This window comes from Streptomyces sp. NPDC058773 (assembly GCF_042746015.1).
In the GTDB taxonomy this organism is placed as follows: Bacteria; Actinomycetota; Actinomycetes; order Streptomycetales; family Streptomycetaceae; genus Streptomyces.
The window spans coordinates 95,127-110,651 of sequence record NZ_JBHYPE010000002.1; the positions used below are offsets into that span (position 1 = coordinate 95,127).

General features: G+C 71.3%; 11 protein-coding genes. 6 read left to right on the forward strand and 5 right to left on the reverse strand.

Annotated features, from left to right (window positions below; translation table 11 throughout):
* Positions 1 to 3 precede the first annotated feature (3 nt).
* The 5 genes from ACFW5B_RS02370 to ACFW5B_RS02390 all read left to right on the forward strand — a co-directional run bounded on the left by ACFW5B_RS02370 (position 4) and on the right by ACFW5B_RS02390 (position 5,480).
* Positions 4 to 1,608, forward strand: a complete 1,605-nt coding sequence (locus tag ACFW5B_RS02370) for a sugar ABC transporter ATP-binding protein (RefSeq protein ID WP_386431950.1) — start codon at positions 4 to 6, stop codon at positions 1,606 to 1,608.
* On the forward strand, positions 1,605 to 2,639 hold the full coding sequence (locus ACFW5B_RS02375; protein WP_386431953.1) for an ABC transporter permease: 1,035 nt from the start codon (positions 1,605 to 1,607) through the stop codon (positions 2,637 to 2,639). The genes ACFW5B_RS02370 and ACFW5B_RS02375 overlap by 4 nt, the downstream gene beginning before the upstream one ends.
* 9 nt (positions 2,640 to 2,648) lie before the next feature.
* Complete coding sequence (locus tag ACFW5B_RS02380; RefSeq protein ID WP_386431956.1) at positions 2,649 to 3,650, forward strand: aldo/keto reductase; 1,002 nt, start codon at positions 2,649 to 2,651, stop codon at positions 3,648 to 3,650.
* A gap of 24 nt (positions 3,651 to 3,674) precedes the next feature.
* Positions 3,675 to 4,529, forward strand: a complete 855-nt coding sequence (locus ACFW5B_RS02385; protein WP_386431958.1) for an amidohydrolase family protein — start codon at positions 3,675 to 3,677, stop codon at positions 4,527 to 4,529.
* 165 nt (positions 4,530 to 4,694) lie between these two features.
* Positions 4,695 to 5,480, forward strand: coding sequence for an SDR family oxidoreductase (locus ACFW5B_RS02390; protein WP_386431961.1), 786 nt, complete (start codon positions 4,695 to 4,697; stop codon positions 5,478 to 5,480).
* A 17-nt stretch (positions 5,481 to 5,497) separates the two neighbouring features.
* Here ACFW5B_RS02390 and ACFW5B_RS02395 read toward each other — a convergent pair whose 3' ends face one another.
* The 5 genes from ACFW5B_RS02395 to ACFW5B_RS02415 form a co-directional block, all read right to left on the reverse strand.
* Positions 5,498 to 6,169 (reverse strand): FadR/GntR family transcriptional regulator, encoded by a 672-nt coding sequence (locus ACFW5B_RS02395; RefSeq protein ID WP_386431964.1) that lies wholly within the window; start codon positions 6,167 to 6,169, stop codon positions 5,498 to 5,500.
* A 389-nt stretch (positions 6,170 to 6,558) separates the two neighbouring features.
* A complete protein-coding gene (locus ACFW5B_RS02400; protein WP_386431967.1) occupies positions 6,559 to 8,163 on the reverse strand; it encodes an FAD-dependent oxidoreductase in 1,605 nt (534 codons plus the stop codon).
* A gap of 2 nt (positions 8,164 to 8,165) precedes the next feature.
* Positions 8,166 to 9,707: a glycerol kinase GlpK gene (gene glpK, locus ACFW5B_RS02405; protein WP_386431969.1), complete on the reverse strand. Its 1,542-nt coding sequence runs from the start codon at positions 9,705 to 9,707 to the stop codon at positions 8,166 to 8,168.
* A gap of 49 nt (positions 9,708 to 9,756) precedes the next feature.
* Positions 9,757 to 10,545, reverse strand: a complete 789-nt coding sequence (locus ACFW5B_RS02410; RefSeq protein WP_386431972.1) for an MIP/aquaporin family protein — start codon at positions 10,543 to 10,545, stop codon at positions 9,757 to 9,759.
* A gap of 229 nt (positions 10,546 to 10,774) precedes the next feature.
* Complete coding sequence (locus tag ACFW5B_RS02415) at positions 10,775 to 11,539, reverse strand: IclR family transcriptional regulator (protein ID WP_386431975.1); 765 nt, start codon at positions 11,537 to 11,539, stop codon at positions 10,775 to 10,777.
* 261 nt (positions 11,540 to 11,800) lie between these two features.
* On the opposite strand from ACFW5B_RS02415, the gene metH reads away from it, so the two are divergent.
* Positions 11,801 to 15,310 (forward strand): methionine synthase, encoded by a 3,510-nt coding sequence (metH, locus tag ACFW5B_RS02420; protein ID WP_386431978.1) that lies wholly within the window; start codon positions 11,801 to 11,803, stop codon positions 15,308 to 15,310.
* Positions 15,311 to 15,525 lie beyond the last annotated feature (215 nt).

The following is a 15,525-nucleotide window of genomic DNA, read 5'->3' on the forward strand; positions in this document are numbered from 1 at the left end:
GCCGTGGGGACCCATGACCGGGCGGCGGTGCACGCCGAGGGGATCGTCAAGCGCTATGGCCCCACCGTCGCCCTCGACGGCGCCCGGCTGACCGTGCAACCCGGCGAGGCGCACGCGCTCGTCGGCCGCAACGGCGCCGGCAAGTCCACGATGGTGTCCGTGCTGACCGGCATGGTGCGCCCGGACGCCGGCCACGTCACCTTCGGCGGCGCACCGGCGCCCGGCCGGGGCGACACCGCCGCCTGGCGGCGCAGGGTCGCCTGCGTCCACCAGAAGCCGATGACCGTGCCGGACCTGACCGTCGCGGAGAACCTCTACCTGGGCCGCTTCCAGGGCACCCGCACCATCCGCTGGCGGGCGCTGCACACCCGCGCCCGCGAACTGCTCGCCGAATACGGTGTCGATGTCGACCCCGCCGCCCGGATCAGGGAACTCGGCGTCGAGCAGCGGCAGTTCGTGGAGATCGCCCGCGCGCTGTCCTTCGGCGCCCGGCTGATCATCCTTGACGAGCCCACCGCCCGGCTCGACGCGGGCGGCATCGACCGGCTCTTCGCCAAGCTGCGAGAGCTGCGCGCCCAGGGGGTGGCTCTGCTGTTCATCTCGCACCACCTCCAGGAGGTGCACGAACTCTGCGACACCGTCACCGTCTTCCGCGACGCCCGGCAGGTGCTGACCGCGCCCGTACCGGGGCTGGCCAGGGACGCGCTGGTGGCGGCGATGACAGGGGAGGAGGCGGCCGCCGTACGGAGGCCCCGGAGGGGCGCGCGGCGTACGGGGGAGCCGGTGCTGTGCACCGAAGCGCTGGCCGTGGACGGGCACTTCGCGCCGCTCGACCTGACCGTACGGGCCGGCGAAGTGGTGGGGCTCGCGGGTGCCGCGGCCGGCGGGAGCACCGCGATCGGCGAGACCCTGGTGGGGCTGCGGACGCCGGACGCCGGCCGGATATCGGTGCGCGGGCGGCCGGTCCGTACGGGAAGCGTCCCGCACGCCCTCGACGCGGGCATCGGCTACGTCCCGGAGGACCGGCACCGCGAGGGGCTCGTCCCGGGCCGCAGCGTCGCCGAGAACGCCACCCTCACCGTCACCGGCCGGCTGGGGCCGATGGGCACCGTACTGCCCTCCCGGACCCGTGCGTACGCCCGGCGGATGATCGCGGCCCTCGACATCCGGACGACCGGGCCCGGCCAGCCGGTGTCCGGACTCTCCGGCGGTAACCAGCAGAAGGTCGTGATCGCCCGTGCGCTGGCCCGTGAACCCGCGGTGCTGGTCGCCGTCCGGCCCACCAACGGCGTCGATGTGCAGTCCAAGGACGCGCTGCTGGGGATCGTACGGGAGGTCGCGGACGGTGGCAGCGGGGTCGTGATCGTCTCCGACGAGCTGGACGATCTGCGGAGCTGCGACCGGGTGCTGGCGGTCTTCCACGGCCGGGTGACCGCAGAGTTCCCGGCCGGCTGGCGCGACCACGAACTGGTCGCCGCGATGGAGGGGTTGCCTCCCGTCGACCGCGGCCGGGGTGCGCCGCCCGGCGCGGACGGCGGCCGCGGCACCGCTGCCCGCCACGCGGACGGGGCGGAAGGCAGGGAAGGAACGGAAGGGACCGCGCCATGACCGAGACCGCATCGTCGCCGGCCGCCCCCGCGGTGGACCGGACGCCGCCGCGACGCCGGACCCCGTTCGGGTCGGCCCGCCGGCGGGACTTCTCCCTGGTGCCGGTGATCTTCGTGCTGGGCGTCATCGGCTTCATCGTGTCGCCCGCCTTCCTCACCGGGGACAACCTCGTCGGCGTCGTCCAGCAGTCCACGGAGCTGGGCCTGCTGGTGCTCGGCGAGGCGCTGATCCTGATCAGCGGGCGGATGGACCTGTCGCTGGAGTCGACCCTCGGCCTGGCGCCGGTGCTCGCGCTGTGGCTGGTGATGCCCGCGCACGGCGCCCGCTTCGCCGGACTGGAGCTCCTCCCGACCTGGACGGCGGTCCCGCTCTGCCTGGCCGTGGGCGCCGCGGTCGGCGCCGTCAACGGCTTCCTCGTCCTCACCCTGCGGGTCAACGGGTTCATCGCCACCCTCGGCATGCTCACCGCGCTCCGCGGCCTGCAGGTGGGCCTCTCCGAGGGCCGCTCCATCGGCGACGTACCGGAGTCCTTCGCCTATCTGGGCAACGCCGACTGGCTGGGTGTACCGGCCGCCGTCTGGATCTGCCTCGCCCTCTTCGCGCTCGCCGGCGCGGCCCTCGGCTACCTCCGGCACGGGCGGGCGCTGTACGCCATCGGCGGCAACCCGGAGGCGGCACGCGCGGCCGGAATCCGGGTGGACCGCCTCACCTGGAGCGTGATGGTCCTCGGTGGGGTGCTCGCCGCCTTCGCGGGCATTCTCTACGCCGGCCACTACGGCGCGGTCTCCGCGAGCCAGGGCAACGGCTGGATCTTCCAGGTCTTCGCCGCCGCGGTGATCGGCGGCATCGGCCTCAAGGGTGGCCGGGGCACCCTCTTCGGCGCGCTCACCGGCGTCCTCACGCTCCAACTCGTGATCAATGTGATGACGCTGGGCGGGGTGCCACCGCTGTGGACGCAGTTCCTCAACGGCCTGATCATCATCGTCGCCCTGGTCATCTCCCGCTTCACCAGCGGCGAGAAGCAGGACTGAGCGGCCGCCATGCGCTATCCGTCCTACGGGCCACGGGAGTTGGGGCACAGCGGCGTCACCGTCCCGCCCCTGGGGCTGGGCTGTGCGCCGCTCGGCAACCTCTACCGCGCGGTCCCCGAGGCGCAGGCGCGCGAGGTCGTCCGCACCGCCCTCGCCACCGGCGCCCGCTACTTCGACACCGCGCCCCACTACGGCGTGGGCCTCTCCGAGGAGCGCCTCGGCCGGGCGCTGCGGGGCCACGACCGGGCCCGCTACACCCTCTCCACCAAGGTCGGCCGCCGGCTGCGGCCGCTCGCCCCGGGGGAGTGCCCGGCGGGCGAGGGATTCGTGGACACCCCCGCGCGGGCCCGTGTGTGGGACCTCTCCCGCGACGGTATCCGGGCCACGCTCGAAGGCTCCCTGACCCGGCTCGGGGTGGACGCCGTCGACATCGTCCATCTGCACGACGTCGAGGGCCGGCTGCGCGAGGTGTACGAGACCGGCTTCCCCGCCCTCGCCGAGCTGCGCGCCCAGGGGATGGTCCGCGCCATCGGGTTCGGCATGAACCACAGTGATGTGCTCGCCCGCCTGGTCGCCGACCTCGACGTCGACGTGGTGCTCTGCGCCGGCCGCTGGACCCTGTTGGAGCGCACCGCCGCCGACGTGCTGCTGCCGGTCTGTGTCCGCCGCGGCACCTCGGTCGTCGTCGGCGGCGTCTACAACTCCGGTCTGCTGGCCGACCCGTCGCCCGGCGCTCCTTACGACTACGCACCGGCCCCCGCCCCGGTGCTCGACCGGGCGCGTCAACTTGCGTCCGTCTGCGAGGAGTTCGATGTGCCCCTCAAAGCGGTGGCGCTCCGCTTCCCTTTCGGACACCCTGCCGTCGCCGCGGCCGTGGTCGGCGCCGCCACACCGGACGAAATGGCCGAGAACGCCCGGCTGTTCACCCGTGACATCCCGGATGCGCTCTGGCATACGCTCGTCGCCCGCGGTCTGCTCGACCCCGATCTGCCGCTGCCCCTGAACGACTGAGTCCGATCCCGGAGCGCGCCCCCGATGCGTATCGACGCCCATCACCACCTGTGGGACCTCAGCCGGCGCGAACAGCCCTGGATGGACGGCCCCTGGGCCGACCCGATCCGCCGCAGCTACGCGCTGACCGACCTCACCCCGCAGCTGACCGCACACGGCGTCGACGGCACGCTCCTCGTCCAGTCGTCGTCCTCGTACGAGGAGACCGCCGAACTGCTCACCCTCGCGGCGGGGGAGGGTCCGGTCACCGGCGTCGTCGGCTGGGCCGATCTCCGCGATCCGGCGCTCGCCGAGGTCCTCGCGGCGCTGCCCGCCGGGCTGGCCGGCATCCGGCACCAGGTCCAGGACGAACCGGACCGCGACTGGCTCACCCGCCCCGATGTGCTGCGCGGCCTGGGCATCCTGGCCGACGCCGGGCTGGTCTACGACCTGCTGGTCACCCCGCGCGAACTGCCCGCCGCGTACGCCGCGGTACGCGCCCTGCCCCAGCTGGCGTTCGTACTGGACCACGCCGCCAAACCGCCGGTCGCCACGGGGGAGTGGCAGCCGTGGGCGGACGCCGTCACCGCTCTCGCCGCGCTGCCGAACGTCAGCTGCAAGCTGTCCGGGCTGGTCACCGAGGCCGACTGGGACGCCTGGCGGCCGCAGCAGATCCTGCCCTATGCCCGGCACGTCCTGGACGCCTTCGGCCCCGCCCGGGTGATGTTCGGCTCCGACTGGCCGGTGTGCACCCTGGCCGCCGGCTACGAGGACGTCATCGCGCTCGCGGAGGCGGCCACCGGACAACTCGCGGCGGCGGAACGGTCGGACGTCTTCGGGGGAACGGCCGGGCGGGTCTACGGGGTCGGGGCGCCGCCGGCGGAGTTCCCGGGCCGCTGACACGGCGTCCGGATTCCGCCAGCCACGGCGCCCGCCGCGCTGGAAGATCGAGTCGTACCGCGGAGCAACCCCGCGACACGGCGCCGCCCCCACGGAAGCCACGGAAGCACGGCATTCCGCACGGCTGCGCCCGGCCTCGGACGACTCGATACGAAGGTGATGACGATGACGGCGACGGTGCTGACGGAGACGACGGCGGCGGGGAACGGCGCCCGGCTGCCCGCCGGAAGGGTGGCGCTGGTGACCGGCGGCAGCCGGGGGATCGGCCGGGCGATCGCGCTGCGGCTGGCCGCCGACGGAGCGGCGGTGGCCCTGACCTTCCGGAGCGGGCAGGACCTGGCCGAGCAGGTGGTCAAGGAGATCGAGCGGGCCGGCGGGCAGGCCTGGGCGGTACGGGCCGACAGCGGCGACGCGGAAGCGGTACGGGCCTCGGTGACCGGCACCGTCGACCGGTTCGGACGGCTGGACATCCTGGTGAACAACGCGGGCATCGGTGTGCTCGGGCCGTTCGAGGACATCGCCCTGGAGGATGTCGACCGGGTGCTGTGGACCAATGTCCGGGCGCCGTTCCTGGCGGCGCAGGCCGCGGCGGCGCATCTGACCGAGGGCGGGCGGATCATCTCCATCGGCAGCTGTATGGCCGAGCGGGTCGCCTTCCCCGGCGGCAGTCTCTACGCCACCAGCAAGGCCGCGCTCACCGGCCTGACCAGGACCCTGGCCAGGGAGCTGGGGCCGCGCGGGATCACCGCCAACCTCGTCCACCCGGGCCCCATCGACACCGATATGAACCCCGCGGACGGCGACAGCGCGGCGATGCAGGCCGGGCTCACCGCGCTGGGGGCGTACGGCCGGGGCGCGGATGTCGCGGCGACGGTGTCCCATCTGGCGGGCGACGGCGGACGCTACATCACGGGCGCCTCGATCGCGGTGGACGGCGGCTTCGCGGCCTGACGGGCGGGCGCGGAAATTCACAGCGAGGCGCGCAGCCACTGCTCCACGCTGGCGATGTGCACCGTCGCCCAGGCGCGTGCCGCCTCCGCGTCCCGGTCGCGCAGGGCGCCGAGGATCGCCCGGTGTTCGGTGAGGGTGCGGCTCACCGCGTCCTTCTGCGTCAGCCCCCGCCAGACCCTGGCCCGGGTGGTCGGGCCGGAGATTCCGTCCAGCAGCGAGCAGAGCACGGAGTTGCCGGACGCCGCGACGATCCGTCGGTGGAACTCCAGATCGCAGGCGACCAGCTGTTCCACCGACGGGCTCGGCCCCAGGGCGTTCAACTGGTCCTCCAGGGCGTCCAGTTCCGTCACACCGATCCGGCCGGCCGCGGTCGCCGTGGCGGCCGGCTCCAGGATCCGGCGGACGGCGAGGAACTCCAGCACCGTGTCGTCGCGGTGGAAGTCCACCACGAAACTCATGGCCTCCAGCAGGAGTTGCGGATCGAGGCTGGTGACGTAGGTGCCGTCGCCCTGACGCACGTCCAGGATGCGGATGAGGGAGAGCGCGCGCACCGCCTCGCGCAGGGAGTTGCGGGACAGCCCCAGCTCGGCCGCCAGTTCGCTCTCCTTCGGCAGCCGGTCGCCCGGCCGCAGCGCCCCGGAGACGATCATGCCTTTGATCTTCTCGATGGCCTCGTCGGTGACCGCCATGCCGACCTCCCCGCTGGACCCGCCCGGATTCCGCCACAGACGTCCGATGTCTGGGCTCATTATGACCGGACGGGCCGTCCCCAGCCGCTCCCGGGCGCGGCCCCGTTCTCCTCCCCGTCGGCGTCACCGGCAGCACGGTCAGCACCGCGACCGCCCAGGCCGTCCACTTCACCGCACGTAGCCCTCGTGCCCGAGCCATCGTCGTCCCCCTGTCGATGTCATGGCTCACAGCATCGCATCCGCCACTGACAGTCACCGCCGACGATCGCTCGGCCCAGGCTCCGCACGGGGAAACGGCGATGGGGCGGCCCCCCGTGGACCGCCCCATCGTCACTCGTTGCACACGCCCTGGTGTGCCGTCAGCCGCTTCCGGCCGCGGCCGGCCGGCGTCAGCCCGCCAGCATGTCCTTCACCTTGGCCCGGACGTCCTCCGTGTCGAGGCCCCGGATCGTCAGGGTCGTACGGCGGCGCAGCACATCGTCGACCGTCTCGGCCCACTCGTGGTCGCGGGCGTAGGCGACCTGTGCCCAGATCTCCGGGGCGTCGGGGTGGATGCGCTCGGCCAGCGCCGGGTTCTCGTTCGCCAGCCGGGCGATGTCGAAGGACAGCGAGCCGTAGTGGGTGGCGAGGTGCCGCGCGGTCTCCGGGGCCATCCGGGGGCCGGGCGTACCGCCGTCGACCAGCAGCCGGTGCGCGACCGCGTTCGGGTTGGCGATACCGGGCAGCGGGAGCTTCTTCGGCAGCTGCGAGATCGGCTCCATGTCCTCGGCCAGCGGGTGGCCCGGCAGCGCGGCCAGCTTGTTCATGACCGTACGGCCGATGTGCCGGAAGGTCGTCCACTTGCCGCCGGCGACCGACAGCATGCCGCCGCTGCCCTCGGTGACGACCGTCTCGCGCTTGGCCTTGGAGGTGTCGCCGGGGCCACCGGGCAGCACCCGCAGACCCGCGAAGGAGTAGGTGATCAGATCACGGGACAGCTGCTGGTCGCGGACGGAGAAGGCGGCCTCGTCCAGGATCTGGGCGGTGTCCTTCTCGGTGACCGCGACATCCGCCGGGTCGCCCTCGAACTCCTCGTCCGTGGTGCCCAGCAGCAGCATGTCCTCCCAGGGGAGGGCGAAGGTGATGCGGTACTTGTCGATCGGGGTGGCCAGCGCGGCCTTCCAGGGCGCGGTCCGCTTGAGGACCAGGTGGGCGCCCTTCGACAGCCGGATGGAGGGGGCCGCGTTCGGGTCCTCCATCTTGCGCAGGTGGTCCACCCACGGGCCGGTGGCGTTGAGCACCAGGCGGGCGTTGACGCCGAACTCCTCGCCCTCCATGCGGTCCTTGAGCTCCGCACCGGTGACCCGGCCCTGGGTGAAGCGCAGGCCGGTGACCTCGGCGTGGTTGAGGACCGTGGCGCCGGCCGCGGCCGCCGCGCGGACGGTCATCAGGGCCATCCGGGAGTCGTTCATCTGGTCGTCGCCGTACACGGCCACGGCCTTGAGGTTGTCCGTCCGCAGCTCCGGCACGTCACGCTGGGCCTTGGCCGGCGATATGACGTGGCCGACGCCGTCACCGAACGCGGAGAGCGCGGAGTAGGCGAAGACGCCCGCGCCGAGCTTGGCCGCGCCGTGCGGACCGCCCTTGTAGACGGGCAGGTAGAAGGTCAGGGGGTTGGCGAGGTGCGGTGCCACCTGGCGGGACACCGCACGCCGCTCGAAGTGGTTCTCCGCCACCAGCTTGACCGCGCCGGTCTGCAGGTAGCGCAGACCGCCGTGCAGCAGCTTCGAGGAGGCGGAGGAGGTGGCGCCGGCGAAGTCGCCGGCGTCCACCAGGGCAACCCGCAGTCCGGCCTGTGCGGCGTGCCAGGCGGTGGAGATGCCCAGGATGCCGCCGCCGATCACCAGGAGGTCGTACGTCGCCTTGGAAAGCTGTTCCCGGGTCTCGGCACGGCTCGCGTGCGAACCACTGGCCGGGTGCGTCCCGAGTGCCGGGGCGCTCTGCAGGGTGCTCATGTTTACTCCTCGTCCTCGATCCAGCCCATGGTCCGCTCGACGGCCTTGAGCCAGTTCTTGTACTCGCGGTCACGGGTGGCCGCATCCATACGGGGGGTCCACTCGGCGGCCCGGCGCCAGTTGGCGCGCAGCTCGTCGGTGCTGGACCAGAAGCCGACGGCCAGACCGGCCGCGTAGGCAGCGCCGAGGCAGGTGGTCTCGGCGACCATCGGGCGCACCACGGGGGCGTCCAGGAAGTCCGAGATGGTCTGCATCAGCAGGTTGTTGGAGGTCATCCCGCCGTCGACCTTGAGCGCGGTCAGCTCGACGCCGGAGTCCTTGGTCATGGCGTCGGTGATCTCGCGGGTCTGCCAGGCGGTGGCCTCGAGCACGGCGCGGGCGATGTGCGCCTTGGTGACGTAGCGGGTCAGGCCCGCGATGACACCGCGCGCGTCGGAGCGCCAGTAGGGGGCGAACAGACCGGAGAAGGCCGGCACGAAGTACGCGCCGCCGTTGTCCTCGACCGTGCTCGCCAGGGTCTCGATCTCGGCCGCGCTGTTGATGAGCCCCATCTGGTCGCGCATCCACTGGACGAGCGAGCCGGTGACGGCGATGGAGCCTTCCAGGGCGTAGACCGGCTGCTGGTCGCCGATACGGTAGCCGACCGTGGTCAGCAGACCGTTGTACGAGTTCACCGGCTCGTGGCCGGTGTTCATCAGCATGAACGTGCCGGTGCCGTATGTGGACTTGGCCTCACCCTGCTCGAAGCAGGTCTGGCCGAACAGCGCTGCCTGCTGGTCACCGAGCGCCGAGGCGACCGGCACACCGGCCAGCACGCCGCCGGCGCTGCGGCCGTAGACCTCGGAGGAGGACTTGATCTCCGGCAGCACCGCGGCCGGGATGTTCATCGAGGCGAGGATCTTCTCGTCCCAATGGAGGCCGTGGAGGTTCATCAGCATGGTGCGCGAGGCGTTGGTGACGTCGGTGACGTGCACGCCGCCGTTGACACCGCCGGTGAGGTTCCAGATGACCCAGGAGTCCATCGTGCCGAAGAGGATGTCGCCGCGCTCGGCGCGCTCGCGCAGGCCCTCGACGTTGTCGAGCAGCCAGCGGATCTTCGGACCGGCGAAGTACGAGGCCAGCGGCAGACCGGTCTCGCGGCGGAAGCGGTCCTGGCCGACGTTGCGGCCGAGTTCCTTGCAGAGCGCGTCGGTGCGGGTGTCCTGCCAGACGATGGCGTTGTGGACCGGCTCGCCGGTGGTGCGGTCCCACAGGACGGTGGTCTCACGCTGGTTGGTGATACCGATCGCCTTGACGTCGGCGGCGGTGAGACCGGCCTTGTGGACGGCGCTGTCGACGACCTGCTGGACGTTGGTCCAGATCTCGGTGGCGTCGTGCTCGACCCAGCCCGGCTTCGGGAAGATCTGCTCGTGCTCCTTCTGGTCGACCGAGACGATCCGGCCGTCCTTGTCGAAGACGATGCAGCGGCTGGACGTGGTGCCCTGATCGATGGCCGCAATGAACGGGCCGTGCCCGTGGGAGGAGGTGCTGGGGGTGTCGCTCATGGGTTGCTCCAAGAAGTCGGTGCGGGCGGAGTCGGGCGGACCCGGTGGCTCAGGCGAACGCCACCTGGTAGATGCCTCCGGCGAGGGCTCCGCCGATGAGCGGGCCGACGACGGGGATCCAGGCGTAGCCCCAGTCTGAGCCGCCCTTGTTCCGCAGCGGCAGAAGTGCGTGCACGATGCGCGGACCGAGGTCACGGACCGGGTTGATGGCGTACCCGGTCGGGCCGCCCAGCGACAGACCGATGCCGGTGACGACCAGCGCGACCAGCAGGGTGCCGATGACGCCGACGCCCTTTCCGTTGTCGCTCAGTCCGAGCGTGAGGATCGACAGCACGAGTACCACGGTGGCGATGATCTCGGTGAGCAGATTCTGCGCCACGTTCCGGATCTCCGGCCCGGTGGAGAAGATGCCGAGGACCGGCCCGGCCGCGGGCGCGGCGGTCGGGTCGACCAGACCCTCCTCGCTGGTGTGGTCCGCCAGGACCTCGGGGTCACTCAGATGGGCCTGGAACTGCCCGATGTAGGTGACCCACACCAGCACCGCGCCGATCATGGCGCCGAGCATCTCGCCGCCGAAGTAGACCGGCACCTGGCTCCACTCGACGCCGCCCTTGATGGCGAGGCCGATGGTGACCGCGGGGTTGAGGTGCGCGCCGGACTTCGCGGCGATGTAGGCACCCGTGAGGACGGCGAAGCCCCACCCGAAGGCGATGGCGACCCATCCGGCGTTGTGCGCCTTGGAGCGCTTGAACGTGACGGCGGCGCAGACGCCACCGCCGAGCAAGATCAGAACAGCGGTACCGATGGTCTCGCTGATGAAGATGTCGGAGCTGGACACCCGCGACTCCTTTGTCCTTCGTCCAGGGGAAGGCGGACCCCGGGTCCCGTCCGGTGGTCCGCACCCTCCTAGAGGGCGGTGATCGGCCCGCGGCAATGCCCCACCATAGCGAATATTGCCGTTAGGTGTTCGACAATGCCGACCGACGAACGGCAGTTTTGTTCACGGGTAGAACCCCGTCAAGGGTTCCGTGGCGAAAAACTTAGGTGAACTTAAGGGGTGAATCCGGTCAGAATCGCCCCGCGCCAAGATCCCTGGACACCGCCCGTGCGCAATCCCTCACGGCAGCGATGATTTCCGGCCGCAGTTCGCCGTCCTGGCAGACCCGCTCCACCGCTCCGGTGACCCCTACCGCACCCACCGGCATCCGCCGCCGGTCATGGATCGGCGCGGCCACCGAGGCCACGCCCTCCCAGGTCTCCTCGACGTCCGCCGCCCAGCCCCGCGCCCGCGCCAGGTCCAGCAGCCCCTCGAAGTCCCCCAGCCCGGTCACGGTGCGCGGTGTGAACGCCTCCCGGTCCGCCTCGACGGCCTCGCTGTGCGCCACCGGGTCGTACGCCGAGAGCACCTTGCCCAGCGCCGTGCTGTGCAGCGGCTGCATCGCGCCCACCTCCAGCACCTGCCGGCTGTCGTCCGGCCGGAAGACGTGGTGCACGATCAGTACGCCCTGCTGGTGCAGGACACCCAGGTAGACCGCCTCCCCGCTGGAGCGGGCCAGGTCGTCGGTCCATACGAGGGCGCGGGCGCGCAGCTCGTGCACGTCCAGGTAGCTGTTGCCCAGCCGCAGGAGCTCGGCGCCCAGCTGATAGCGGCCGGAGGCGGCGTCCTGCTCGACGAAGCCCTCCTGCTGCAGCGTGCGCAGGATGCCGTGCGCGGTGCCCTTGGCCAGCCCCAGCGAGGAGGAGATGTCGGAGAGCCCCAGTCGCCGTTCCCCGCCTGCGAGCAGCCGCAGCATCGCTGCGGCGCGCTCCAGCGACTGGATGGTGCGTGCCATCGGGCAACCTCCGGAAGTATGCGGTTCGACAATGCTGAACGATATCGGTCCATGCCGACTGAGTCAGCGGTCTGACGTTTCTTGATAAACGCACCGGAGTCTGCCAACGATCACGGATCGCGCAGGCAGGGGGGTGGAGCGGTGCTGTCCACGGCGTGAAACGGGGAACACGTGTACCCGACCGGCAGCTAGGCTGGCCGGGTGCGCCCTCTCAAGGAGGGGTGCAAAGCCGACAGCCGTCGCAACCACGGGAGCATCTCCATGGCCTCGAACACGCCCACGTCCCCCAGCACGTCCCGCAGCACCACCCTTCGCGAGGCCCTCGCCTCCCGGGTGGTGGTCGCCGACGGTGCGATGGGCACCATGCTGCAGGCGCAGGACCCGACCATGGAGGACTTCCAGCAGCTGGAGGGCTGCAACGAGATCCTCAACATCACCCGGCCGGACATCGTGCGGTCGGTGCACGAGGAGTACTTCGCGGTCGGTGTCGACTGCGTGGAGACCAACACCTTCGGTGCGAACTTCGCGGCGCTGGCGGAGTACGACATCCCCGAGCGGGTCTTCGAGCTGTCGGAGTCCGGTGCCCGTATCGCCCGCGAGGTCGCCGACGAGTTCACCGCCTCGACCGGGCAGCAGCGCTACGTCCTCGGCTCCATGGGCCCGGGCACCAAGCTGCCCACCCTGGGCCACGCGCCCTACGTCACCCTGCGCGACGCCTACCAGCAGAACGCCGAGGGCATGATCGCCGGCGGTGCCGACGCGCTGCTGGTGGAGACCACCCAGGACCTGCTGCAGACCAAGGCCGCCATCCTCGGCGCCCGCCGCGCCCTGACGGCCACCGGCAGCGACCTCCCGGTGATCTGCTCGGTCACCGTCGAGACCACCGGCACGATGCTGCTGGGCTCGGAGATCGGCGCGGCGCTGACCGCGCTGGAGCCGCTGGGCATCGACATGATCGGTCTGAACTGCGCCACCGGTCCGGCGGAGATGAGCGAGCATCTGCGCTACCTGGCGCGCCACTCCCGCGTCCCGATCGCCTGCATGCCGAACGCGGGCCTGCCGGTGCTGGGCAAGAATGGCGCGCACTACCCGCTGACCGCCTCGGAGCTGGCCGACGCCCAGGAGACCTTCGTCGCCGAATACGGCCTGTCGCTGGTCGGCGGCTGCTGCGGCACCACCCCCGAGCATCTGCGCCAGGTCGTCGAGCGGGTCCGCGGTATCGCCCCGCCGCCGCGCGAGCCGCGCCCCGAGCCGGGCGCCGCCTCGCTCTACCAGACGGTGCCCTTCCGTCAGGACACCTCCTACCTCGCGATCGGCGAGCGGACCAACGCCAACGGGTCGAAGAAGTTCCGTGAGGCGATGCTGGAGGGGCGCTGGGACGACTGTGTGGAGATGGCCCGCGACCAGATCCGCGAGGGCGCCCACATGCTCGACCTGTGCGTCGACTACGTCGGCCGGGACGGCGTCGCCGACATGGAGGAGCTGGCCGGCCGGTTCGCCACCGCCTCCACCCTGCCCATCGTGCTGGACTCCACCGAGCTGGACGTCATCCAGGCCGGCCTGGAGAAGCTCGGGGGCCGCGCGGTCATCAACTCCGTCAACTACGAGGACGGGGACGGCCCCGAGTCGCGGTTCGCGAAGGTCACGGCGCTGGCGGCGGAGCACGGCGCGGCGCTGATCGCGCTGACCATCGACGAGGAGGGCCAGGCCCGCACCGCCGAGCACAAGGTCGCCATCGCCGAGCGCCTCATCGAGGACCTGACCGGCAACTGGGGCATCCACGAGTCCGACATCCTCATCGACTGTCTGACCTTCACCATCTGCACCGGCCAGGAGGAGTCCCGCAAGGACGGCATCGCCACCATCGAGGCGATCCGGGAGCTGAAGAAGCGTCACCCGGAGGTCCAGACGACGCTGGGCCTGTCGAACATCTCCTTCGGGCTGAACCCGGCCGCGCGGATCGTGCTGAACTCCGTGTTCCTGGACGAGTGCGTCAAGGCCGGCCTGGACTCGGCGATCGTGCACGCCAGCAAGATCCTGCCGATCGCGCGCCTGGAGGAGGAGCAGGTCAAGACCGCCCTCGACCTGATCCACGACCGGCGCAGCGAGGGCTATGACCCGCTGCAGAAGCTGATGGAGCTCTTCGAGGGCGCCACCGCCAAGTCGCTGAAGGCGGGCAAGGCCGAGGAGCTGGCCGCGCTGCCCCTGGACGAGCGTCTCCAGCGCCGGATCATCGACGGTGAGAAGAACGGCCTGGAGCAGGACCTCGACGAGGCGCTGCAGGACCGCCCCGCGCTCGACATCGTCAACGACACCCTTCTGGAGGGCATGAAGGTCGTCGGTGAGCTCTTCGGCTCCGGCCAGATGCAGCTGCCGTTCGTGCTGCAGTCCGCCGAGGTCATGAAGACCGCGGTGGCCTATCTGGAGCCGCACATGGAGAAGTCCGACGACGAAGGCAAGGGCACCATCGTGCTGGCCACCGTCCGCGGCGACGTCCATGACATCGGCAAGAACCTCGTCGACATCATCCTGTCCAACAACGGCTACAACGTCGTCAACCTCGGCATCAAGCAGCCGGTTTCGGCGATCCTGGAAGCCGCCGAGGAGCACAAGGCCGATGTCATCGGGATGTCCGGACTCCTGGTCAAGTCCACGGTGATCATGAAGGAGAACCTCGAGGAGCTCAACCAGCGCAAGATGGCGGCCGACTTCCCCGTCATCCTGGGCGGCGCCGCCCTCACCCGCGCCTACGTCGAGCAGGATCTGCACGAGATCTACGAGGGCGAGGTCCGCTACGCCCGCGACGCCTTCGAGGGCCTGCGCCTGATGGACGCCCTCATCGCGGTCAAGCGCGGCGTGCCCGGCGCGACCCTGCCCGAGCTCAAGCAGCGCCGGGTGCCCAAGCGGGATGCCGCCGCCCTGGAGGTCGAGGAGCCCGAGGGCGCGGTGCGCTCCGACGTCGCCGTCGACAACCCCGTCCCGGCGCCGCCGTTCTGGGGCACCCGGGTCGTCAAGGGCATCCAGCTGGCCGACTACGCCTCCTGGCTGGACGAGGGCGCGCTGTTCAAGGGCCAGTGGGGCCTCAAGCAGGCCCGCACCGGCGAGGGGCCGACGTACGAGGAGCTCGTGGAGACCGAGGGCCGCCCCCGGCTGCGCGGCTGGCTCGACAAGCTCCAGACCGAGAACCTGCTCGAAGCCGCCGTCGTACACGGCTACTTCCCCTGCGTGTCCAAGGGTGAGGACCTGATCCTGCTGCACGAGGACGGCACCGAGCGCACCCGCTTCACCTTCCCCCGCCAGCGCCGCGGCCGCCGGCTGTGCCTGGCGGACTACTTCCGCCCGGAGGAGTCCGGCGAGACCGATGTCGTCGGCCTCCAGGTCGTCACCGTCGGCTCAAAGATCGGCGCCGCCACCGCCGAGCTCTTCGAGGCCAACTCCTACCGCGACTACCTCGAACTGCACGGCCTGTCCGTCCAGTTGGCCGAGGCGCTGGCCGAGTACTGGCACGCCCGGGTCCGCGCCGAGCTGGGCTTCGCCGGTGAGGACCCCGAGGACGTCGAGGACATGTTCGCGCTCAAATACCGCGGCGCGCGCTTCTCGCTGGGCTACGGCGCCTGCCCCGACCTGGAGGACCGCGCCAAGATCGCCGACCTGCTCCAGCCGGAGCGCATCGGGGTCGAGCTCTCCGAGGAGTTCCAGCTCCACCCCGAGCAGTCCACCGACGCCATCGTCATCCACCACCCGGAGGCCAAGTACTTCAACGCCCGGTAGCGGGCGGCGGCCTGACCGGAGCCACCGCGCCGGCTCCGGTCACGGCCGCACCGAGCGGTAACTCTGCGTGAACCTGTCAGGGCCGTCCCGGGCACTCCCCGGACGGCCCTGACCTGTACCACCACGCATTCCGGCGTATACCGACGTACACTTATCGGTCCGGTGGCGGCCGGTCGTTTCCCCAGCCGGGGATGGCGACCGGCCCTTTCGTCCCT

Excerpts from the sequence above, each read along its gene's own strand:
- ACFW5B_RS02375 (WP_386431953.1), top strand. The coding sequence starts at position 1,605 with ATGACCGAGACCGCATCGTCGCCGGCCGCCCCCGCGGTGGACCGGACG.
- ACFW5B_RS02380 (WP_386431956.1), top strand. The coding sequence starts at position 2,649 with ATGCGCTATCCGTCCTACGGGCCACGGGAGTTGGGGCACAGCGGCGTC.
- ACFW5B_RS02385 (WP_386431958.1), top strand. The coding sequence starts at position 3,675 with ATGCGTATCGACGCCCATCACCACCTGTGGGACCTCAGCCGGCGCGAA.
- ACFW5B_RS02390 (WP_386431961.1), top strand. The coding sequence starts at position 4,695 with ATGACGGCGACGGTGCTGACGGAGACGACGGCGGCGGGGAACGGCGCC.
- ACFW5B_RS02395 (WP_386431964.1), bottom strand. The coding sequence starts at position 6,169 with ATGGCGGTCACCGACGAGGCCATCGAGAAGATCAAAGGCATGATCGTC.
- ACFW5B_RS02400 (WP_386431967.1), bottom strand. The coding sequence starts at position 8,163 with ATGAGCACCCTGCAGAGCGCCCCGGCACTCGGGACGCACCCGGCCAGT.
- glpK (WP_386431969.1), bottom strand. The coding sequence starts at position 9,707 with ATGAGCGACACCCCCAGCACCTCCTCCCACGGGCACGGCCCGTTCATT.
- ACFW5B_RS02415 (WP_386431975.1), bottom strand. The coding sequence starts at position 11,539 with ATGGCACGCACCATCCAGTCGCTGGAGCGCGCCGCAGCGATGCTGCGG.
- metH (WP_386431978.1), top strand. The coding sequence starts at position 11,801 with ATGGCCTCGAACACGCCCACGTCCCCCAGCACGTCCCGCAGCACCACC.